A 21,748-nucleotide genomic window follows, 5' to 3' on the forward strand; every position below is an offset into this window, starting at 1 on the left:
CGGTTTTCCGATAGCATGCGGCCGGTTATGATTAAAATGCTTCCTTATGCACAAAATAAGCGCGACCCTGGAGCGGACGGAAAGAATTCAAACTTCGGGGTAGGAAGATCGAGACGGTTGGCACGGAAAGGTGGGAAAATTCGCATTTTTTTCAGCGAACAGTTTAACTCTGATCGCCCTGCCTGCCGCATTTCGCGCATATGAGGTGGGAGATTGCGCAGAAATTTGGAAACCAAGTGCATGGAACACGTTGGATTCCTTTACCATGCAGGTAAATCCATTCATGTTAATAGTGACGGATAGTGTTGAAAAAAAGGAAACCAGGCCCATGGCTGAGCCTGGTTTATGACTGGACTCAACAACTGAAATTACAGACCGTCCCGACCATTGGCCAGAAGCTCACGCAGCGAATGCACGACGATCACAGGGGCCTTTTCGGGCTGGTCGCGATCAAAAATCCGCGCTTCGATTTCCATGGTGGCAATGACCCGGCTGTTCAAATGATTCAGAGGTGTTTCAATCTGAATCTTTTGACCGAAGTCCATGCCTTGGGTCTCCACGAACGTGGCCTTCACGAACGAGTAAGGGCTCGATACAATCCTCCAGTCCACCTGATAACGGCGGGGATCGAGCTTCTCGCCTTCCAAAAACATCTGCAGGCCGATTTCACTCTTCAGCCAGTTGGCCTGAATTCTCTGCTGCTCGACCAGACCTGTAAAGTAAGTGCCGTTGACTGGTGTTGGCGGTGTGGCCTGCTCCCCATCCTGGATCATCACTTCCAGTATGTTTGGACCATTCCAATAGGCATCCGTCTGAGCGCCTTCCGTCAATCCTTCGTCTTCATTCACCTCAAAGTTACGGGCTAATGCTGGGTTTGTCGTGGAACATAGCAGGATCATACCTGCAACCATTTCCATTCGTTTAAAATTTTTCATGAACTATCCCTCCATCCCTACTAAAGTTATCGGCCGGAAATTGTTTCCTGTCCTTTCGGCGAAAATCCGCTAAAGACTGCCAAGACTTGTGAGGGGCGAGTTAATTCGTGCCGTTCACTCGGACTCACACCCCAACCCTTTAGTTCTCGGTAACTCGTTTTAAAACTTAAAATATTCAGAAATCGGGCGGCATTTTCGGCTTTGTGACGTGATGAAAAAATTTGCAATCCGTGCTACAATGTAAGAAAAATTGGAGAGAAAATCATGATGCCAACGAAATGCCAAAATTTCGTCAAAATCGTGTTGGTTTCAAGCTGCTATCTCAGCTTTTCCGCCTGCAGAACAGCCGATGGTTTTGATGATGACGCGATCAATCAACGATCGGTTTACCGTGATGATGATACCAGGGGCCTGCTCCCGACTCCCCAGCAGGCGTCGGAAGAAGCCCGGCAGTATAAGGTGGAGGAGGAAAAGAAAATCGCGCAGCGTAAGCAGGGTGATGATCCTATCGCCGGCGCGGAGAGCGATGGCACGCTCGACGATCTGACGGCTGCCTATACGCAGATTCTGGTGCCCCAGGCCGCGGATGAGCAGGCGTATTTTGCACCCGTTAAAAAAGGTGCTCAGGAGCAGATGGCGACCGCCATGAAAGGTTCCATCAAGGCCGGTGGTACGACGCGACGCCGACCCGTCTTCCTTGGCAAGATCGGTGTGGAAGCCATGATTCAGCAGGCCAAGGGTGTGAACATCAATGCGCCGGCAGCGGTGACCGGCGGGATCATGAGTTTCTCGGCCCGTTCGGCTCGCGGCGCCGGACCCATTGCCAATCGTGAGAACATGGGCAGCTATATCGTGCAGCCAGGGGATACGCTCAGCGTGATCTCGATGAAAATTTACGGAACGTCGGGTCGTTGGATGGAACTCGCGCACATGAATAGGCTGGGGAATGGTTCGGTCATTTTCCCAAACGAATTGATCCTTTATGTCCCGGAAAAGGCTGCCCCGACGCCCTGAATCCTGGTGCGGCCCTTTTCAACGCTTCAAATAAGTTTGACCTGGCAGTAGCTGCATGGCTTCCTGGCGCTGGCCTTTGGTTTTGACGTCACCCTTACAGTCATAGGCCACAGCGCCCTGCTGATCGCGGATTTTCTCGCCCCGATTAATGACCGATAATTTCCAGCTGAGCTGGCAGCGACCGTCATCGATTTTCACCAGCTCGACCAAAGCAAATTTTTCGATAGCACCCGCCATCTGCGAGCCGCGATACACGTAGCGAATCACACCCTGGTCATCGAACTTTTCAGGTTTGCCCGTCGCCGCTACGCCCGGTATGGAAAAACGCTGCTCATGCATCAAAAAATGCAGAGTCGGGAGATTCTCGTTCTGTAGGGTATAAAGCTCAACGCCTTGCTCAATCTCAGCCCGCGAACGGCCTATTTTTTTCGTCAGATCACCGTTCCAGATATCCAGACTTTGTCCTGGTCGAGGCAGGAGGTCCTCGACGCGATCCATTGCGTAACCATTTGAACTCCAACTCCAGCACAGCAGCAGCAGCAAAAGAAAGACCAGCATGGAACCACCTCAGCGAAACGTGGCCCGCGGGCAGCGCGGGTTTCGCCAGGGTAGGAGCAAGGATAATGCCTTTAAAATAAAAGGTGAAAAGGTGGTTCAGGGAAAGATCGGCGCGACAGGTGTCAGAAAATTTGACACTAACTGCGCGGCCACCAGTTCTTCCTGGTGATAGCGCCTTCCGTGCGGTAGCGGACGTAGCCAAGGGCCCCTTCATAACTCACCAGAGGGGCAAGCTCGGTATCCTGGAGAACCTCGGCCAGGGGGAGGGGGCGATCGTCCACGAGGATCATGCCACTGATCAGGCGAATCCCGTGGCTGTAGTCTGCATACCAATTGCCATGAACTGTACTTAGGGGCTGAATGGGCAGGCCTCCGACCTGATGCCAACCGTAGATGGCCACCTTTTGCGGGCGATCGTTGAGCTGATTGGACAGGACCACATCCTTTTTATGGCCAGCGAGCAATTCCTCGGGCGTTTCCCCGTCGAGCTGCAGGCGGATCACCCGGTCGTGCCGTAAAAATTCCTCGACGGTAACCATCGCGTCACTTGCTTTGAACGGATTGGGTGGCAATTTGATTTCCGACGCGCGATAGATTTCGTCGACAAGACGGGCTGTTGGCAGGGAAAAACCAAAGGCATCGGCCACGCGCTGACCGGTCACGGGACTCATGGGAACCCGCACAAAGTCCTCATCACTGCCAACCGCCAGGTAATCTTTCATGGCCCAAAGCGTGACCGTCACCGTGCGACCGGAACGGGTTCTGGCTTTATAGCGAATGCGCGCCAGTTGGCGAAGGAAATCAGGCATATTCCCGCGTCGCAGCTCACGCAGGATGTGGAGCTCGCGGGCCCCTTCATCCGTTGAACGGATCATCTTGGCAAAGGCCAGACCATCCGGGGCATCCCCTTGCCTGATGGGAATGGAGCCGGGCACAAGCGGATTTTCCAAGGTCAGGCAGCCTGTGCAAAGCGTCACCAGGAAAAGCGATAAAATCAGAGGTGTGAAACGCGCATTCATGCAAACGGCTCCTGATCAAAACCCAACACATCGGGAACATCTTTCCATTTTACGGCAGGTAGATGAAAAAATCCTCAGTGATCCAGGATTATTACGAACCGCCGCGCAAACCGCAGCAGGAATTTCTTAAGACCCCTGAATCATGGAACGATAAGAGGACCGGTGAAGTTTTACCGAGCATACCTCAGGCGGCTGGAACACATGCGCAGAATTTTGCAGGCAGTCCATATAGCCACGCTGCTTTTGACAGCGGCCCCGGGCTTTGCCCAGGACGTCGAGACCGAAGAGATGATCTGCCGCGACATTGGCGATATTTTTTGCCTATTGGAAGAATTCTCTAAAAACCTGGAAGGTTCCACGAGTCTATCAGCCAAGCCCACGCCTGCGGCCAAGGCTCCTGTCGATCGCACGGTCGTGGAGCTGCAAAGGGACCGTCGGGAATCCAAGCTGACTTTGTCGGGATCAAGCCAGCCCACCGAGGTGACCCTGATCAACCTCTCGCCTGAAGTCAACGTCTGGTACCTTTTGAAACTGCAATGGAGTCCGCAGAAGATTGAATGGTATCACCTCGACAACGTGGATCCCAGTGGACTCTGGCTCGAGCTGAATCAGCAGGAACCCAATGGCCTTTGGCTGCGCAATGGCAAGGGCGGCGATCGTCTCTGCGAGCTGTGGTCGAAAGATAGCGGTCATCCTTTGCGCGCGGCGCGGGCCGCCAATGCTCCTTATGCTCCGCTTTGCCAGAATGCGCTTTACCTGCGTAATCGTATCGATGGCTATCGCACGACCAAAGAATGGGTGGTGGAATTTTTGCGAGCCAACATCTGGGGCGGTGAAACCATCACCAATATCGTCAAGGAAACCGTTTACAAGGACAGCTTCCTGCTCAAGTCGAATCCCGTGGGAACGACGGGCAGCGCTGAAACCAACGAACTTCCCAACGGGCCAGCTCTGGCTCGCGTCGCCGCGAAAATGAAAGGTGAGATGCTGCCCGTTAAAGAGCTGGGTATCAGCGTGATGGGGGCTACGGACGAAAACCTGGAAGTCGGTCGCTGGTATCGCACCACAAGGCAGGATGGGGTCTTCGTCAGTGTCATGGAACCCAAAGCGGTCGACGAAGACATCATGAAAAGCCACCGTGATTATGTGCGTGACCTGGATGCTGTGGAAATGGAAGCCATCTCCATCCTGGTTGCCTTTGATACCACCGTATTCGATTTGAGCTTCGCCATGGGTACGGATCATCCCGCTGTGGGTTGGTCCGAACGCGTGCTGCCGGATGTTCGCAATCCTTTATCCAAGGGTCCGGATGGTTTTGACAATCTCAATCCGCTGACCAGTACAGGTCTGATTCCTCCTTATCTCTCAGATCGTGTGGCGGGCATTTTCACCGGTGGATTCAAACGCGACCATGGCTCGTTCCGCTGGGGTGATCTGGCCCGGAAAAATCAGGGTTCGCATTATGGTTTCATGGAAAACGGCACGATTCTGAGCAGCATCGTTCCGGATCTGGCGACGCTGATCGTCTATAAGGACGGCCGCGTGGATATGAAAACATGGAATGATCAGGATGCTCTGAACATCGGTAGCATGAAGCATGTCAGACAGAACGGTGTGCCCATCATCGATTGGAATGATCTCACCCAGCAGGCCGTCCCAGGTCGTTGGGTCAGTAATTGGACACTCGGCAACTGGTCAGGTTCGCAGGATAAAAAATTCCGCTCGCTGCGTGCGGGTGTGTGTGAAGCGGAAAACAAGGGTCGACGCTTCGTGATCTACGGTTATTTTTCCAGCATGACGCCAGCAGGCATGGCCCGGGTATTCCAATCCTATGGCTGTACCTACGCGATGCATCTCGATATGAATGCGCTTGAGCATACTTACATGAGCCTCTATTCGACGAATAAAAGCAAAGAACCGGCCCCGCAGCATCTGGTCAAGGGCATGAAGGTTCTGGACGAACGCTTTAAAGGCAATGTGCCTCGGTATATCGGTTACCCGGATAACCGTGACTTCTTCTATTTCACCGAGAAGAAGAAATGATAAAATCTCACCTGCAGCCTGTCACGCAAGAGGAAAAGCGGCCGTTGGTCGTGGATCTGGACGGCACCCTTTTGCAATCCGATTCCCTCTTGGAATCCATGTGCGCGGTGGTGCGGCGCAAGTTTTCTGATCTCTTCCTCATGCCGCTCTGGCTTTCGAAGGGACTGCCTTATTTCAAGCAGCGGGTCTATGCCCGCAACGATAGTGATACTGCGCGTCTGCCTTACAATCTCGATATATTGGAAGCCTTACGCATTGAGCAGAAGCGCGGCCGCCGTCTGATTCTGGCGACTGGGGCGCGACAGGAATTTGCGCAGAAGGTGGCCGATCATCTGGGCCTTTTCGCCGAAACGTATGGGTCCACGGACCAGGAGAACCTGACCGGAAGCACCAAAGCCCAACGTATGGTGGAACGCTTCGGTAGCAAAGGTTTTGATTATGCCGGCAACAGTCGCGTGGATAAAGCTGTGTGGCGTCAGGCTTCGGCGGCATGGCTGGTCAGTGATAGCGAGGCTTTTTCCCGCGAAGTGAAAAGCCTGATACCGGTTTCCAAGGAATTTCGTTTTGGCCCGCCACGCCTGAAGGTTTATCTGAAAGCTCTGCGTGTGCATCAGTGGTCAAAAAACATGCTGATTTTTTTACCCACACTTTTGTCTCATCACTACTTTGAAATGCAGAGTTGGATATCCTGTCTCTTGGCATTTGGATCCTTTTCTGCTATTGCATCATCGGTCTATATTTTGAATGATTTGCTGGATATCGAGGCTGATCGCCGTCATCCGGACAATCGCAAGCGGCCTTTTGCAGCAGGAACATTGTCGATCATCACGGGCTGGAGTCTGGCGCCACTCCTGCTGCTTGGTGGGCTGGGGTTGGGCCTCTACCTTTCATTTAACTACTTTCTGGTGGTTCTCGGCTATTTCGCGATGACCTGCCTTTATTCCTTGAAGGTAAAACAACTCGCCATTGCCGATATCATTGTGTTGGCTCTGCTCTACACATGGCGCGTCCTGGCTGGTGGCGTGGCAACGGAAACGATTATTACCGAATGGTTCATGACTTTTGCTTTGTTCTTCTTTTTGTCATTGGCCACCCTCAAGCGCTGCTCTGAGCTTATTTTAATGGAACAAAATCAGGAAAAGAAAAATAAACGTCGTGGCTATATGGTTGCCGATTTGCCTTTGCTGCTTAGTTTCGGCGTAGCAAGCAGCTACCTTTCCGTGCTGGTGATGGCTTTGTATCTGAATGATCCTCGTGTGGCTGTTCAGCTTCGCTATCCAGAAGCACTGTGGACGTTGTGTCCCATTCTTCTTTACTGGTTAAGCCGCCTGTGGCTGATGGCGTATCGAGGCCACATGACGACTGATCCACTGGTATTCGCTCTCCGCGATCGCACCAGCTATGTCATCGCCTTAAGCGCAGGAATACTGTGGCTATTGGCCCGCGGACCCCTGTTTCTTGCTTTCGCGTTTTAAGATTTCTATGCTAGGGTGGTGACTTGTGCTCTTTAGCGTAGAGGATATTTATGATCGCAGGACAAAATTCAGTCGTTCTCATGGATTATACCGTCAAAGACGACGAGGGCAATTTGATCGATACGTCCGCCGGCCAGGACCCATTGGCTTTCATTCTGGGAATGGGCAACATCATTCCTGGTCTCGAACGTGCCTTCATCGGCAAGAAAAAAGGTGACTCCTTCCAGGTTCGCGTCAAGCCGGAAGAAGGCTACGGTGAAAGAGATGAGGCACTGGTTGAAATAGTGCCCCGCACTCAGTTCTCTGGCATCAAGGATCTCCGTCCTGGCATGCAGCTGCAGGCTCAAACCGATGATGAAGTTATGGTTGTGACTGTTGTTAAACTGACTGATAAAGAAGTGACAGTCGATGCCAATCATCCGCTGGCTGGTAAAACCCTTAATTTTGACGTGGCAGTCGTTGACGTAAGAACTGCGACCCAGGAAGAACTGGCTCATGGTCACGTTCATGGGGTCGGTGGTCATCATCACTGATTTACAATGCAGTCCTGCATATGCAGAAGCGGAAGCCGCCGCGTCCAACACCGGCGATCCGCTTTCTTGTCCGCAAACTTTCGGCCTTTAGGCCGAAAACCTTCCAGCCCTAGGTCGAAACCCACCTAACTTATTATTGTGATGCCATGGGGAATGTCGAGCGACCCGAAATGTGATAGGGCTGTGGAATTACGCCTTCATCACTCAGAAGCGATGCTGTCGGCGATTGGCTCAGCGCATCGCGCAGATCCAGTGTTCTCGTGCCGATTTCCACAGCGTTGGAAACCAGGCGGATGCCATGACTATAGTCAGCGTAATCGGCGCTATGAACGGTCGAGAGGGGTTGAATGGGAGTGGAATTCTTTTGGTGCCAGCCATAGATCGCAATCGCACCAGGTTTTTTCGTCAAGCGGCGGCTCTGCACCACATCTTTCTTATGACCCGCCACGAGCAGGCCTGGGCGCCAGTTGCTGGAGTTCAATTGATTCTGCACCAGACTATGATGCTTCATGATATTGCCCGCGCTGGTGATCGCTTTGTTCGCGGGAAGTGGCGCAGGCTTTAACTTAACTTTGGCTTGGGCGTAAATATCATCCACCATCTTTGCTGTGGGCAGACTCAAATCGAGTTTCTGCGCCAGCGCTTTCACACTATACATATTGAGAGGAACGCGGACGTAATCGCGATCCGAACCGATCGCCAAATAATCCGGAACAGCCCAAAAACGTAAGATTTGACCGCGATAGGGGCCGGCTGTCAGTCGACGTTCCACAGGCGTTAGGAAGCGTTGAAAGTTGGGAATATTACCCTTGAGAATTTCAGCCACAATCGCTTTTTCACGTTTTGCTGGAGCAAGATTTTTGATTTTGTTCACGAATGCCGAACCAGTCATGGCATTCTTAGGCCGCGGAGGCAGGTCCAGAACGCGTCCCGAAGGTTTAGCGGTCAGAGCCAGAGCCGACGTGCTCAGGGTCAATTGAAGACCTAATATCAAGCTCAGGAAGGTGCGCACAGTCATAGCTCTTCTTCCCTCTACCCAGTTAACGTTCCACAGCCCCAAGGTGACAACTCTTCACAATGATAAGCATCCGGCGCCCATCATTACTTTCCGTTTCGACACATGGAACCCCTGATGTTTAATATCAGTGAATCCAGCTGAGAAACCCGAGTCTTGAGGAAACGCTTAAAGCTTCGCACACAATGCAAATGGGAAGTGATCCCAGGTTGCCAAACTTTCTTACGGTAAGGAAATTTTTGCGCAATACCTGTTAAGCATATATTGGTGTCATGTGCTGGAGGAGGGAGAAGACGGGGCCCGCTCCGTTAGGGGAGCGGGATCAAGACGGATTAACCTGCGAGCTTACTTTCAACCAGCTGGGAAAGTTCAGCTGGGCTATGAATATTCACGCGTTGATTATTGAGGAAGAACGTAGGAGTGCCGGTCACGCCAAGGCCATTGACTACATCGGCCGTCTTCTTCACAAAATCCTTGGGCTCCTGAGTTTTCATACAGGCTTCCCAATCCGCCACATTCAGGCCTGCGCCTTCAGCGATGGTTTTGGCTTTGGTGACATCATAAGCGTCATTCATGGTGCCAACAGTTTTGGCGAAGGCAACGTCATGGTATTTCCAGAATCCTTCCGTGCTCTGCTTGCTCGCGCAGAAAGCGCCTTCAGTCAGCGCGCCGCTCAGCTGCGTGGGACGGAGCGAGAAGTTGATTTGAACGAATTTGAGTTTGCCTTTCAGCTTCTCTTCCAGTTTCTTAATCTCGGGCTGAACTTCCGCGCAGTGAGGGCAGAGGTAGTCCGAGATTTCCACCAGAACGTCTTTACCCGCGCCGCGGGATGGGAACATTTCCACGGGAATATTCACGGTGGGCGAGCCAGGCTCTTGCGCCAGCATTTTCAGTTTGCCCGACTTGGTCAAGCGATCCCATTCCTTTTGGAAGGTTTGCATCTTGCCCTGCTGAGCCATGAATTCCTTGATACGCGGAGCGATTTGCTCAAAGGTCATGCCTTGGACTTTATCTTTATTCTGCTCGAAGAATTCCTTCGCCTGCGCATCGGTAGGCGGTGTGAAGGTCAGCAGTGTATCGAGAGCGGGCAGTTTATCCATGGTCGTGAACTTGCCCTGCTCTTTCGAAAGAGCCACGCGCATGGCAAATTCGCGAACCATACCGTTCTTCTGATTGTGGGCTTCCATATCGGCTTGATAAATAGCGGTCTGCACTTGCGAAGGCAGCGACGCGGTATCAAATGTTTGGCCGTCATAGCTGAACCATGCAGTATTTTGCGCAGGGGTCGATGTGCCTGAGGTGGCCGTTGCGGCTTTTTTTGTCGTGGCTCCTGCCATGTAACCCACGGCGCCGCCGATGCCAAGGCCGCCGATTAAAACTGAGACCAACAATCCAGAACTCATAGGTACGACTCCAAAATTAATGATAGGGGGCCCGCTGGGAGAAGCGGGTCAGCTGCCACCCCCTGAGCAGCGCCCATAGTAGCTTAAAAGACCGGGGTCGGCGACGGAAAATGCGGAAAAACGAGCTGCAATAAGGTCAGCTTTCCATCTGGACAAGGCGACACCTTCCCACTACGCTGCCGCCCCAAAGGAGGCTCATACACGATGGATGTCATCGAACTCACATTGACGCCACGAGGGTGCCGTGAAGCCTTGGTGGCTCGACTGCAGGACCTGGGTTTTACCGAATATGTCGAAGGCAGCTGTGATCATCTGGACGCCGATGCCGGTGATGAAGAGGCCTGGATCGATGCCTTTGAAAAGGGCACCCTGGAACTGCCGCTGCTGCTCTACAGTTACGACGAAAGCGTCATGTTGCAACTGGTGCAGGACTTAAAGGCGCAATTTGGCCCGCACGTCGATATTCAATGGCGACGAATTGCTGATGCGATCTGGCAGACAGCCTGGGAGCCAGGTTTTGAAGGCCTTGTCACCGACCGATTCTTTATTACCGATCAGCAGGGGAAGCGGGATCCCGGGACCCGTCAACGTATTCTTTTGGACAGCAGTCCTGTATTTGGGTCGGGGCAGCACGCGACAACGCAGGCCATGGTGCGGCTGATGGAAAAGGAATGTGCGAATCCCGCGCCAGACGCAAGCTTTTTGGATGTGGGAACCGGGACAGGCGTACTGGCCCTGGTGGCTCATTATCTGGGTTATGCGCAGCTTTTGGCCACTGATATTGAACCGGATGCCCTGGCCGTGGCGCGTCGCAATCAGAATTTGAATGGGGTTCCGTTTCCGCTGCTGGAAGGGAGCCTGCCGCCGCGCGACGAACTCTTTAACGTGATCGCCTGCAACATTCTGCCTCCGACCCTGACCCATCTATTGGGGGCGTTGCAGGAGCGCCTTCTGCCCGGCGGCCTTTTACTGTTAGCAGGATTTCATGAAGCGAATGTTGAGCCCATTCGGTCGGCGTGTGCAACCTTGGGTCTGCAGGAAAAGCAGCGGATGGTGGAGCGCGGGTGGATGGCTCTGGCCTGGATGAAGCCAGGCTTATAGAAACTCGATCTCGTCGCTTTCGCTGTCTTCGGGATGGATGTTGGGCTGGATGTTGGCGACCTGAGCCCAATCAAAGACCTGGATTTCCGTTGCGCAGAGGAGCTCATGGACATCCGCTTTGAACATCCAGGTATCGTAAAGCACGTCCTCTTCATCGGTTTTGCCGAGCGGAGGCATTTCCACCATCGCGGGCTTCTGATCGGGCAGGTTGACGATCAGGTCATCGGTTTTCATAACCGTGACCAGATCCGCAAGCCAGACCTTGATCGCGCCGGCGGTCAGGTTGCAGAACTCGCGGATAAAGTCATGATAAATGCGGACCGGCAATTCCTTGCTGCCCGGATGCTTATGATAATAAAGATTCTTGGCCAGAGGGACAGTGTAATACACCTTGAATTGAATCCGGATCGGTTCCGAGCTGACGATGATCTTCACCAGCCAGGTTTCGTCGATCTCATCCACCGCAGCGGGCGGTGGCCGCATTTCAGGGAGCGCGAAGCCTGGCCCAAAAAGCCTATGGAGGGATGCGGTCCGCACCCCTTCTTTTACCAGCGCTATCGTTTTGCTGTCACCCATGTGGCATCATCCTTCCTGAAACTCGGATTCAACTGGCTTTGGAACTTCTGGCTTCAAGCTTTTTGATACGAAGACTCAAGACAGCATGAAAGCCGTCACTTTCCAGGATCTGAACCAGTTCGTGAGCATCGGCCGGGACGGGGGCTGCCGGGGTTTGTTTGGCCTGGGGTTGTTCCAGACGCAATTGATAACCCATCGTCTGGATATGAGCCTTGCTGCCGGCCAGCGTACGATTGCTGATCTCGGCTACCCAATCCAGATAATCTCCATTGTCCAGGACCCCACCGTAGCGGCGTTCCGGATGCGTCTCATGGAGGAATTTTTTGTCGGCTATCACAACCAGCTGTCCTTCGATCCCATCTCCTGTCAGACCGATGGTAGCATGAAAGATAGGGTTGACAAAGGGAACCTGATCCTGCGCACAAAGTGCTGGTCGCAGAGGTTTTTTTAGCGAGATTTGAAACAGTTCCACAAAGCGTGTGTTCAGAATTTCAGCAAGTCGGCTTTCCAAGTCGCTCATCCGCCGGGACTCCCATGCTCAGGCGCAGAATTTTTCCAAAAGGGACTTCACGGAATTAGGTTGGGCAGGCTTTAGGATCCAGCCTTTAATTCCAAATTCCTTGGCCTTATTCAAAACGTCTTCAGCGGCTTCGCTGGTCAGCATGATCACCGGAGTTTCCTTGTGATTGGCTTCCTTGCGCAGCGCTTCCAGAAATTCCAAACCATTCATTTCAGGCATATTGATATCGCAGAAAATCAAGCCGATATCTGTCCTGTTTCGGATCAGTTCCAACCCATATTTACCATTTTCTGCTTCGAAAGCCATCAATCCCAAATTATGAACCAGCCGGACTATCTCGCGCCGAGCTGTTTTGGAATCATCGACAATCATCACCTTTTTGCTCATGAGAGTCCCTCGTTAACAACGTTCCCGAAACCTGAACATACGGCATTTCTAACCACTTCATCATTGTAACAGGAAATCGGTCCTGATTCGTGGGCTAGGCGAAATTTTCCTGAGCCCAACAAGATGAGGGTGGGGGATTAATTTTTTTTTCAAGACACCGATCAGCCAAGGAGAAATTCGTAGAGACGTCAAAGGAAGTAGGAAGGTTATTTTGGTGGCTTGCCGCATAATCGTGGGAATGTTCTTGTGTCTGGGGATGTTGATCTCCGGACGCGAGGCTGCGCTTGCGCAGACGGGAGCCCCGACCCTGGACCTGCGGCAGAGCAACCCCGATTTTAAGCGCGGGCACATGATCCTGCCGGACTGGGAAATCTACTGGCAACAGTTCCTTTCACCAGAAGATCTGCAGGCAGGCAAAGGACTTTTGAATGGCGTCCTGAATCAGGAGTTCTTCGAAAGTTTGGAAGGCGTGATAATTCAGGGGGTCCTGCAAAAATATGGTTATGCGACTTTCCGCACCCGAGTGGTCCTGCCGCCTTCTCAAGAACCCCTGATCCTCAGCACGAATAAAATCCAAGCCGGCACTAAAATCTGGATCGATGGGCGGCTCGCGGGCGAAAGCGGCACGATAGGAATGGATTCCGATTCGGTGAAAGTGGTTTATGTCCCTTTGCAGATGGAACTCATGCCGAGGCCCGAGGGCAATGAGATCGTGATTCAGATGGCCAACTACCGGACAGCCTTCATGGGCCCCTACCGCCCCTGGACCGTGACCGAACGCAAGTCATACGGCATCAAACTCTCTACGAAGTTGATTCTGGATTTCCTGCTCATCGGCGCTGCTATTGTCATGTGCTTCTATCACTTTGCGCTGTATGTGATTCGGCCGAGTGAGCCAGCGGCTCGCAATTTTGCTTTCTTCTGCCTGATCATGGCTATCCGGTCCTTCGTCATGTCGGAGGGTTTCCTGGCCGTCTGGGCCGATACGTTCGGACCCATGAATGGTATCTGGGGCAGCCGTGTGGAGCTCTTGGGCTTTACTCTGGGCGTGACTTTTTTCTATAGCTTCCTGGCCAATCTTTTTCCCAAAGAAATTCCCAAGTTCCTGACCGTTGGCATTGTGAGCATCAGTCTCGTCTACACCGCGCTTATCCTGATCTTTGCCAGCGGCGTCTATCAGGAATATCTGCGCCCCTACCAATTGATCGTTGTCCTGGCTGGATTTGTGGTGCTGTATTCTCTCTCGCTGGCGATCAAACGGCGTCGGGAAGGTTCGCGGATCTTTGTTTTCGGCTTTATTATTCTGTTTGGAACCGTGATCAATGACATTCTTTATAACAATCGGGTGATCAATACCTTTGATATGGTGGCGCTGGGCCTCTTCAGCTTTATCTTCTTCCAGTCGGTGATTCTGTCCAAACGCTTCGCCAAAGCCTTTGAACAGGTGAGCATCGCCGAAAAAGAGATACGGACCCTGAACGACGATCTGGAACTCAAGGTCATCGAACGGACCCAGACCATCCGCACGATTTTGGATAATGTGCGCAGTGGCTTCCTCATGATTGATAGTGAATTCCGCGTGCAGGAAGGCTTTACCAAATCCTGCTGGGAAATCCTCGGTCCCCAGGTGGCGCCGCGTGTGCCCTTGGCCGATCTCCTGGACGTTAGCAATCGCGATCGATCCCTGCTTGAGTTGGCTTTGCGCCAGGCTTTTGAAGATGTCATGCCGGAAGATGTGACGTTGGCGCAGATTCCCAGCCGTTATCCCTTGGGCCGTAAAGTGGTCGCCCTGCAAGGATCGGTTATCCGAAACAGTCTCGGCAAACCCGAGGCGCTGCTCCTTTCGATCTCCGATGCCTCGCAGCTGGTCAAGGCCGAGCAGGAATCCAGCAAGAATAAGTCGCTGCTGAAGATCATCAGTGAAAAGAGCAGTTTCCGAGCCTTCCTCAAGGACTCCTTGGATTCCTTGAATGGTTGCCTCAGTCTGATCGATCAGCAGAATCAAAGGGAAGTCGCCATGGCGCTGCATACCCTGAAGGGTAACTTCGCCCTTTACGGATTGGAACCGATCGCGGCTTTCATTCATGAAATCGAAGAGAAAAAGGTTCTGAGCAAACTCGATATTCGCGCCATCGTCCAGACGGTCGAGGAGTTCATCTCATTGAACGGGCCGATCCTGGGTATCGTTTCGCATGGACTGGATCAGGACGCCTATGAAATCAGCGGCGAGTCCTTGCATAAGTTGGAAATCGATCTGCATAAGGCCAGCATCAATCGCACGGCCATGCAGGTGGTCCAAGGCTGGGTACGCGAGGTGCGTATGGTGCCGGTGCGTGAACTGCTCGGTCCCATCGAAGCCAACGTTGCGCGCGTGGCGGATGCCCTGGGCAAGCATGTTCATTTCTCAATGAAGGGCGCTGACCTGCGGGTGGATCCCGATCGGATGCGGCATCCTTTGAAAAATCTGATTCATGCCGTGATCAATAGTATTGATCATGGAATCGAATATCCTGAAGAACGCGGTGACAAGGAAGCGGCTGGTCACGTGAACCTGACCTTCGGTTACGATGAGATGGCCTATCTGCGCGTCGAAGTCACCGATGATGGTCGTGGTCTTGATCTGGATTTGATCCGGGTTAGGGCTTTGGAAAAGGGACTGGTGACGGCACAGCAGCTCGACGCGATGAGCGAGGATGAAGTTCAAACTCTGATCTTCCGCCAGGGTTTTTCCACCAAGAGCGATGTCTCCGAATTCTCGGGTCGAGGCGTCGGCATTGCTGCATTGGACAATGCCGTGCGGTCCCTCGGGGGCCAGATCCGCATTCGCAGCCAAGCCAATGCCGGAACAACGATCGAGATCAGTATACCCACCGAACAGACGATGGCTCTGCTGACCGGCATTGCCTAAGGCCTCGTCCTTTTAATTTTCCTCAAAACGCAGTTTATTCCGATTCTTCACCGCCTTGCCGGGATCGACCATACGACCGTTCATTACGATATAAGTCCCTGGGGGCAGCGTCTGCACGGCGATGATCGCACAGCCGACGTTAAAGAAGGCATCCGAATTCCGAAGCTTGGCAGGCGCCATGGATCCGGTGAAGACAATCACGGCGTCCTCGATACCGCTCAGGCGCTGGGCCGTCTTGATCATCGTATCCGTACCGTGGGTGATCAGAATGCGCCGCTCAGGGCTTTGCGTGACCGCTTGAAAGATAGCGTCGCGGTCGGCATCGGTGAGGTCAAGGCTGTCCTTCCGGCATATTTGCTGCACATCATATTTCAGATCAACGTTAGCCTCTTCCAGAATTTGCGCAATGGCTGGTTCCCCCACCTGATACTCGCTGAGAGCGTCAAAATAAACCTTGTCAATCGTTCCACCTGTGGTGATGATCCGGATCCTATCAGCCATCTACACTGTCCTTCCCTTGGCTTTCGCGTCAGCCGTCGGCGTCGTCTTTGGATAAGCCATAAAACGAGCTTTTCGATTGAATTTACATGGTGCAAAACTTATGGTCCAGGCAAGTTAGCCTTCCAACGCATAAGGATTTGCCATGTATCATGCCTACCCCCACTATGTGATCAAAAATGTCGAACTTTGGACAGCAGAAGGCGTCGAAAAAGGCCGCGATGTTGAGGTGCATGAGGGCAGCGTGGTGAGCATTCATCCAACCGCTGAATATGCCAGCCCCGTCACAATCATCGATGGCAGTGGTCTGGTTCTCATGCCGGCTGGCGTGGATCCCCAGGTGCATCTGCGCGTGCCCGGTCAGGAACAGAAGGAAACTCCGGGCACTGGCCTCCTGGCCGCTCTGCGTGGCGGTGTGGCGGCGGTGTTGAGCATGCCCAATACCAAACCTGTGATCGATTCGGTCGAGGTTTGTGAGATGGCAGCCTTTGAACTCGACGAGGCGGAAAAGCAAACCGGTGTGCGGGCCTATCTTTCCGCGGCGATCACCAAGGACCTTAAGGGTCAGGAAGCGGTGGATTATGAAGCCCTGGCGAAATGGGGTGTGAAGGCCTTTACCGATGATGGCGTCGGCGTGGTGAAAGATGAACTGATGGAAGCCGTGTTTCAAGCCAGTGCGGTCACCGGATTGCCGGTGCTGCAGCATGCCGAGTATCCGGGGCATGGCGGGGTCCTGGCCGCGGGCCCGGTGCAGGAAAAAATTGGCTCCAAACCTTATCCAGCCGCTGCCGAAGCGGATATGGTGGCCCGCGATCTCAAACTTTTAGCCAAATATCCCAAGGCCCGTTATCACGTGCTGCATGTGTCGGCCACGGAAACCCTGGAACTGGTCGCGGACGCCAAGCGCCGGGGTTTGCCGGTGACCTGTGAAGTGTCACCGCATCATCTCTGGTTCTCGTCGCATGATATCGATGAACATAACAGTGCTTTCAAAATGAATCCGCCTTTGCGCAGCCCCAAGGATCGCGAAGCGCTGCGTCAGGGCCTGAAGAGCGGTGTCGTGGATTTCGTGGCCACGGATCACGCCCCCCATGAATCCACGGTCAAGACCGAAAACTTCAAAACGTCCGCGTTCGGGACCACGGGCTTGGAAACCAGTCTGCGCGTGCTGCTGTCGCTTTGGAAGGAGGGGCTGCTGGCGCCCCAGGATGTGGTGCGAGCCTTTGCCAAGAAACCAGCGGAGTTCATGGGCATCGCCCATGAGTTTGGCAGTATTCAAAAAAATCGACCCTTAAAGGCAGTTTTGGTCAATACCAATACCGAGAGCACGGTGCAGGAGGAGGACCTCTTCAGTCTGTCCAAGAATAATTGCTTCGTGGGACATACCCTGACCGGTCATGTTCATGCGATGTTCCTCAATGACCGCTTCTATCGGTTCACCTGAACCCATCAGTTTCATTAATGCAGGGCTGGCCCCTGCATTGATCTCCCTAATAGCTTGAATCTCCTGATAAAATAGACTTGCGAATTGCGACTGCATAACCGTGGAGAAGGTGGAGGAAGATTCGCTGCGCCTTGAGCCGGTCATAAATTGCACCGATAGTCATGGTATGACCGCCAGTCACGGAGCATTCGATGTCAGTGGCCTTACGCAAAGATCGGGAATTTCAAAGACGCGAGCAGGAAATTATTACTGCCGCCAAGAATCTTTTCATGACGCATGGCCCGGATCGGGTCAGTGTGGATATGATCGTACAGCAGGTGGGAATTGCCAAAGGCACTGTCTACCGCCACTTCCAAAGCAAGGATGATATCTTTGCCGTGATCTGCATCAATTATCTGGTGGAGCTCTGCGAGCGTCTGCGCAAGAACAATAGCGCCAAGCCCATATCGAGCCAGATTCGTTTCCTGGGTCGTACTTATCTGGAATACAGCCTGGGTGATCTCGAAGCCTATCGCCTGTATCGGGACCTGCGGCATCGCATCATTCCCGATAAACTGGACGCCGGCATTCAACAGCGATTGGCCGAACAGTACCAGGAACTGAAACAGCATATCCTGGCTGTGATCGAACCCGGTATCGCTTTGGCAATCCTGCCCGCTGCGGATCCTGAGCATTTGTTCGTGCTGGGATTTGGGCTTCTGGATGGGACTCTGGATACCTTGCTGCAAGGTCCGTTTGATGTTCGTCTGCGCAACCCTGAAGCCTTCCTCCGGATGGCCCAGGATGTCCTGACACGAGCCATCACACAAATATAACTGCAAAGATTTGTTCTTATATCAGGGAGCGTTTGCATGAATTCGGGACTAAGATTATTGCTCATTCATATGCTGCTGGTCGGTTGTGCTTCGACGCCGAAAGCCACGGTGAAGAAGAAACCCGGGGCCGCGGCCACGACTCCTAAAACGGCTAAAGGCAGCATGCCGGTCAAAGGCGGTCTTAAGCCTAAAGCCGTTGTTCCGACCCCCACTCCCACCCCTGAGCCTGAAGTCGAGGAAGTGGAAGAGGAAGAAGATGATCAGTTCTCGCGTATCAAAAAATATTATAAGAAGTGAGGCAGGGTCGCGTCGAGGAAGTAGAATTCCGGAAACGCTTTCAGAGACTCGCCTCGCAAGTGTTTGATGATAAGGCCCAGCATCAGGCTGGACGAGATCGCGCACGAGATCCCCAGCTGCGGATCAAAGGCCGGACGTTCCGGAACAAAGTAACGGGCTGCGGCTTCCTGAAGGTACGGTGCGAACTGGGCCGCTTGGGCCAGATGCTGAAGGATCTTCTGCTTTAAATCCACATGATTCTCGAACTGAAAGAGCTCCGACCAACCACGACCATCCTTTTGAAACACACAGACCGAACTGCCAAAGCCTATGTTCATCGGGAAAAGTTCCAGGACTTCAAACTGCCGACAGAGCCGATTGGACAAGAGGAATACCGGCGAATCAAAATCAATGGTGTTGATCACCACATCGGCCTTTGGAATTTCTTCACGCAGCATGGCTTCATCCAGGAACGCGTCGATCACGCGAATGGAGGCGCTCCTATCGATGGCCCGGAGACGATCGGCGCAGGCCAGGACCTTGCGTCGGCCGATATCGGCGCTGGTGTAATTCTGACGATTCAGATTACTGGCATCCACCTGATCACCATCAGCAATGGTGATGTGGCGAATGCCCGTGCGCAGAGCGAGTTCGGCCATGACAGAACCGATCCCCACCCCCATGATGAGCAGCCGCAGCTCACCCAGGCGCGACTGCAGCTCGGGATCGATAAAAAGCCAGTTGCGTGAATAGTCGATCATTTCAGACTCCAACCCATAAATTTAACAGCGCGTGGTACGGCGGTCTCAAGACGCTTGCCCCAATTCTTCTTCAAGGTCCGTGCGGCAACAGCGAGGCGCCACAGGCGAATCCTATTCACCAGAGCCTGATCTATGACACCGACCTGAATCAGATCCTCTTCCTTATTGTAATCAAGCCAGGTGAAGCAGAAGTTCAGATACTCAAAGGATGAGGACCGCGAGATCTGCCGGAATTCGGTGTTGAAACCCATCTTGCGCGATTCCGAGTGCAGGACGAAGCGACGGTCATCAAACACCACGGCCTCGGGATCGGGAAAGAAGTTGCGCACGTACTGGTCGACCAGCGCCTGAGCCACCTCGGTGTATTCACGCGGCGGCCGGATCAGGTCGGATTTGGGAGTCGGCCAGCACTGGGTGCTCAGCATGGTGAAGGCTTCGATGATGGCTGGCGTGCTCGAAATATTTGTGCTGTATATTTTCCCCAGCTTCTCGAAAGCCAACGACACTGTTCGGGAACCCGCCAGAGCCAGAAGGTTCGACCCCTTATTATGATTGATAATGACAAGCCCAGCGTGAATCACGGTTTTCCGACCTGCTTTGAAAATGGGACTCAGAAGGAAACCGCTGTCCCGACCGGCTACGCGTATGATGCAGACGATCATGCTCGCATAACGCTCCTGCAGAGCTTCCAGGTTGGGAAGTTCTTCAAGAAGTTTGTGCTCAATGGGGTGACGGGCGTCCTTATTAACATCCAGAATCGATTTATGGAGGGCTCGCAGCTGTTTCTCAGACAAGTGGCGGCCAGGGTTAAAGTAGTGATGGAACTCATCGTCACCGAATTTTGAGACGTAAACGCTACTCATGGCTGACTCCTCTTTGATTACTTATGACTCTCTAGGGTCACTCGAGGACTGCCAGCGTTCTTGGTCAGAACTATCGTCCGGGCGTCAATGAAAATCCACTCCTCCATGAAAAGAACCTGTAAAACATCGTCTTGAACTTTGTCTTTAAAGCGCTGACGCATGGTGCTGGTTCTTTGCGATTGCATTCACCAGGCAATTTTTGACCATTTTTAATTTTAAACATCGGTCGATAACAGAATTGTGGTGGAAGTTCTGATATTGGGTATTTGAAAAGCATGAACATTTTACGAATATGGCAGCATCCCGAGTCCTCTGAGGCCCATGTCTTCGGCCCCAGGTATCTGATCGCGTCCATCTGTTACCTGAATCTGGTGGTCAGCTGTGTCTACCTCATCACCAACCTGCGCCTTGATATTGATCCGCGCGCCAATCTCGTCCAAATCTTCGGCAGTCTCGTCACCCTGACGTTTTTGAGGGTGTTCCGCACGCACGGGCCAGCCGCGCATGTTTTCCTGGCAATGGCGGTGATCAATGCCAGTTCCTTGATTCTCACGTTCGTCAGCTTTCCTTATACGATTATGATGTGGCTTCCCGTCTTCACCATTCTTTCCGTTTATCTGGCGGGAACGATGGCCGGAGGATTCTGGAGTTTCATAGCGGTGACGAGTGCCGCATTGATCGTTCTCTATGGTGATCGCCTGAACACGCATCCCGTGACCATCCCGGTCAGTGACCTGCCTGCCATCACTGTGATTACCGTTTATCTGACGGGATGCACGGCATTTATCGGCTCCATGTTCTTTGCCCGGTCGATCAAGGAACTCTTGCGCATTCAGGAACGGCAGAACGAGGAACTCAAGGAGCAGAACACAACCATCCAAGCCTATGCCCAGGATAAGGCCATGCTGGTTTCGATCGTTGTGCATGACATTGCCACGCCGCTCACGATCATCCTGCATGCCAGCGAGATGGCGCAAAAGAATAAGGATGAAACGCAAAATTATCTGCAGAGAGTCCATAAGGCCGCCTGCATCATCGAGGAAATCGCCCGCAGTGTGCGCGAATTCCAGTCAGTGGAATCCGGCAAGAAAACCGTGAAGCTGGGGGCTGTGGATTTACGCAAGGTTTTTGATCGGGCCCGCTTTATTTTTGAAGAGAGGCTACAGGAAAAAACCCTGACCCTTGAATTCCTTGTGCCTGAGACCAGCACCTTAAGGGTCGTGGCCGAAGAGAAATCGTTGAGCAATAGCGTCATCAATAATTTGGTCTCCAACGCCATCAAGTTTTCGCATCCAGGTCAGAGGATTGTGATCAAAGCTCACGAAACCGATGAGCACGTGATTCTGCAGATTCGGGATTTTGGGGTGGGAATGCCGGAAAACAAGGTCAAAAACGTCTTTTCCAAAAATGGCCCGACCTCATCGAAGGGGACTATGGGCGAAAAAGGCACTGGCTTTGGCCTGCCGATCTCCAAAGCCTACGTGGATAAATATGGTGGCGAAATTCAGGTTGAGTCTGTGGAAGAGGCGGAAAGTCCTTCCGATCACGGGACGACGTTTACGCTCAGGCTGCGACGCGCCCCGCCGGACGAAAATCCGACGTGA

At 52.9% G+C, this 21,748-nt stretch carries 21 protein-coding genes; 10 read left to right on the forward strand and 11 right to left on the reverse strand.

What is annotated here, in order from left to right; all coding sequences use genetic code 11:
* Positions 1–368 precede the first annotated feature (368 nt).
* Positions 369–935, reverse strand: a complete 567-nt coding sequence (locus tag VE954_RS34085; RefSeq protein WP_324961484.1) for a hypothetical protein — start codon at positions 933–935, stop codon at positions 369–371.
* 264 nt (positions 936–1,199) lie between these two features.
* Between VE954_RS34085 and VE954_RS34090 the strand changes: the two genes are divergently transcribed.
* Positions 1,200–1,949, forward strand: a complete 750-nt coding sequence (locus VE954_RS34090) for a LysM domain-containing protein (protein ID WP_324961486.1) — start codon at positions 1,200–1,202, stop codon at positions 1,947–1,949.
* 18 nt (positions 1,950–1,967) lie between these two features.
* Here VE954_RS34090 and VE954_RS34095 read toward each other — a convergent pair whose 3' ends face one another.
* A complete protein-coding gene (locus VE954_RS34095) occupies positions 1,968–2,507 on the reverse strand; it encodes a hypothetical protein (RefSeq protein WP_324961488.1) in 540 nt (179 codons plus the stop codon).
* Between the two features lie 137 nt (positions 2,508–2,644).
* A complete protein-coding gene (locus VE954_RS34100) occupies positions 2,645–3,526 on the reverse strand; it encodes a hypothetical protein (RefSeq protein WP_324961490.1) in 882 nt (293 codons plus the stop codon).
* A gap of 201 nt (positions 3,527–3,727) precedes the next feature.
* On the opposite strand from VE954_RS34100, the gene VE954_RS34105 reads away from it, so the two are divergent.
* From VE954_RS34105 to VE954_RS34115, 3 genes are read left to right on the forward strand one after another with little or no spacing between them, the layout of a single operon-like run.
* Complete coding sequence (locus VE954_RS34105) at positions 3,728–5,569, forward strand: hypothetical protein (RefSeq protein WP_324961492.1); 1,842 nt, start codon at positions 3,728–3,730, stop codon at positions 5,567–5,569.
* The gene (locus VE954_RS34110) at positions 5,566–7,044 is read left to right on the forward strand and encodes a UbiA family prenyltransferase (protein ID WP_324961494.1); all 1,479 of its coding nucleotides are present in this window, start codon (positions 5,566–5,568) and stop codon (positions 7,042–7,044) included. The genes VE954_RS34105 and VE954_RS34110 overlap by 4 nt, the downstream gene beginning before the upstream one ends.
* A gap of 50 nt (positions 7,045–7,094) precedes the next feature.
* Positions 7,095–7,577 (forward strand): peptidylprolyl isomerase, encoded by a 483-nt coding sequence (locus VE954_RS34115; protein ID WP_324961496.1) that lies wholly within the window; start codon positions 7,095–7,097, stop codon positions 7,575–7,577.
* Between the two features lie 133 nt (positions 7,578–7,710).
* On the opposite strand, the gene VE954_RS34120 is transcribed toward VE954_RS34115, so the two are convergent.
* Entirely contained in the window at positions 7,711–8,595 is an 885-nt protein-coding gene (locus tag VE954_RS34120) for a hypothetical protein (RefSeq protein ID WP_324961498.1), read from the reverse strand.
* A gap of 329 nt (positions 8,596–8,924) precedes the next feature.
* A complete protein-coding gene (locus VE954_RS34125) occupies positions 8,925–9,995 on the reverse strand; it encodes a DsbA family protein (protein ID WP_324961500.1) in 1,071 nt (356 codons plus the stop codon).
* 204 nt (positions 9,996–10,199) lie between these two features.
* Between VE954_RS34125 and VE954_RS34130 the strand changes: the two genes are divergently transcribed.
* Positions 10,200–11,096, forward strand: a complete 897-nt coding sequence (locus VE954_RS34130) for a 50S ribosomal protein L11 methyltransferase (RefSeq protein WP_324961502.1) — start codon at positions 10,200–10,202, stop codon at positions 11,094–11,096.
* On the opposite strand, the gene VE954_RS34135 is transcribed toward VE954_RS34130, so the two are convergent.
* Genes VE954_RS34135 through VE954_RS34145 form a run of 3 tightly spaced genes read right to left on the reverse strand, consistent with a single transcriptional unit; the run spans position 11,091 to position 12,579 of the window.
* On the reverse strand, positions 11,091–11,672 hold the full coding sequence (locus tag VE954_RS34135) for a hypothetical protein (protein ID WP_324961504.1): 582 nt from the start codon (positions 11,670–11,672) through the stop codon (positions 11,091–11,093). The genes VE954_RS34130 and VE954_RS34135 overlap by 6 nt on opposite strands.
* A gap of 28 nt (positions 11,673–11,700) precedes the next feature.
* The gene (locus tag VE954_RS34140) at positions 11,701–12,192 is read right to left on the reverse strand and encodes a hypothetical protein (protein WP_324961506.1); all 492 of its coding nucleotides are present in this window, start codon (positions 12,190–12,192) and stop codon (positions 11,701–11,703) included.
* 18 nt (positions 12,193–12,210) lie between these two features.
* Positions 12,211–12,579: a response regulator gene (locus VE954_RS34145; protein WP_324961508.1), complete on the reverse strand. Its 369-nt coding sequence runs from the start codon at positions 12,577–12,579 to the stop codon at positions 12,211–12,213.
* Positions 12,580–12,793: 214 nt separating this feature from the next.
* Here VE954_RS34145 and VE954_RS34150 point away from each other — a divergent pair, with 214 nt between their 5' ends.
* Positions 12,794–15,487: a 7TM diverse intracellular signaling domain-containing protein gene (locus VE954_RS34150; protein WP_324961510.1), complete on the forward strand. Its 2,694-nt coding sequence runs from the start codon at positions 12,794–12,796 to the stop codon at positions 15,485–15,487.
* Between the two features lie 12 nt (positions 15,488–15,499).
* On the opposite strand, the gene VE954_RS34155 is transcribed toward VE954_RS34150, so the two are convergent.
* Positions 15,500–15,988, reverse strand: coding sequence for an asparaginase domain-containing protein (locus VE954_RS34155; RefSeq protein ID WP_324961512.1), 489 nt, complete (start codon positions 15,986–15,988; stop codon positions 15,500–15,502).
* Positions 15,989–16,130: 142 nt separating this feature from the next.
* Here VE954_RS34155 and VE954_RS34160 point away from each other — a divergent pair, with 142 nt between their 5' ends.
* The 3 genes from VE954_RS34160 to VE954_RS34170 all read left to right on the forward strand — a co-directional run bounded on the left by VE954_RS34160 (position 16,131) and on the right by VE954_RS34170 (position 18,541).
* Entirely contained in the window at positions 16,131–17,429 is a 1,299-nt protein-coding gene (locus VE954_RS34160) for a dihydroorotase (protein ID WP_324961514.1), read from the forward strand.
* 191 nt (positions 17,430–17,620) lie between these two features.
* Entirely contained in the window at positions 17,621–18,244 is a 624-nt protein-coding gene (locus tag VE954_RS34165) for a TetR/AcrR family transcriptional regulator (protein WP_324961516.1), read from the forward strand.
* A 36-nt stretch (positions 18,245–18,280) separates the two neighbouring features.
* On the forward strand, positions 18,281–18,541 hold the full coding sequence (locus VE954_RS34170) for a hypothetical protein (protein WP_324961518.1): 261 nt from the start codon (positions 18,281–18,283) through the stop codon (positions 18,539–18,541).
* Here VE954_RS34170 and VE954_RS34175 read toward each other — a convergent pair.
* Both VE954_RS34175 and VE954_RS34180 read right to left on the reverse strand, forming a co-directional pair.
* Entirely contained in the window at positions 18,529–19,281 is a 753-nt protein-coding gene (locus VE954_RS34175; protein WP_324961519.1) for a ThiF family adenylyltransferase, read from the reverse strand. The genes VE954_RS34170 and VE954_RS34175 overlap by 13 nt on opposite strands.
* The gene (locus VE954_RS34180) at positions 19,278–20,144 is read right to left on the reverse strand and encodes a hypothetical protein (protein ID WP_324961521.1); all 867 of its coding nucleotides are present in this window, start codon (positions 20,142–20,144) and stop codon (positions 19,278–19,280) included. Before VE954_RS34180 ends, VE954_RS34175 begins: the two co-directional genes overlap by 4 nt.
* A 275-nt stretch (positions 20,145–20,419) precedes the next feature.
* Here VE954_RS34180 and VE954_RS34185 point away from each other — a divergent pair, with 275 nt between their 5' ends.
* Positions 20,420–21,748, forward strand: coding sequence for a HAMP domain-containing sensor histidine kinase (locus VE954_RS34185; RefSeq protein ID WP_324961523.1), 1,329 nt, complete (start codon positions 20,420–20,422; stop codon positions 21,746–21,748).

The organism is Oligoflexus sp., from assembly GCF_035638955.1.
Classification (GTDB): Bacteria; Bdellovibrionota_B; Oligoflexia; order Oligoflexales; family Oligoflexaceae; genus Oligoflexus.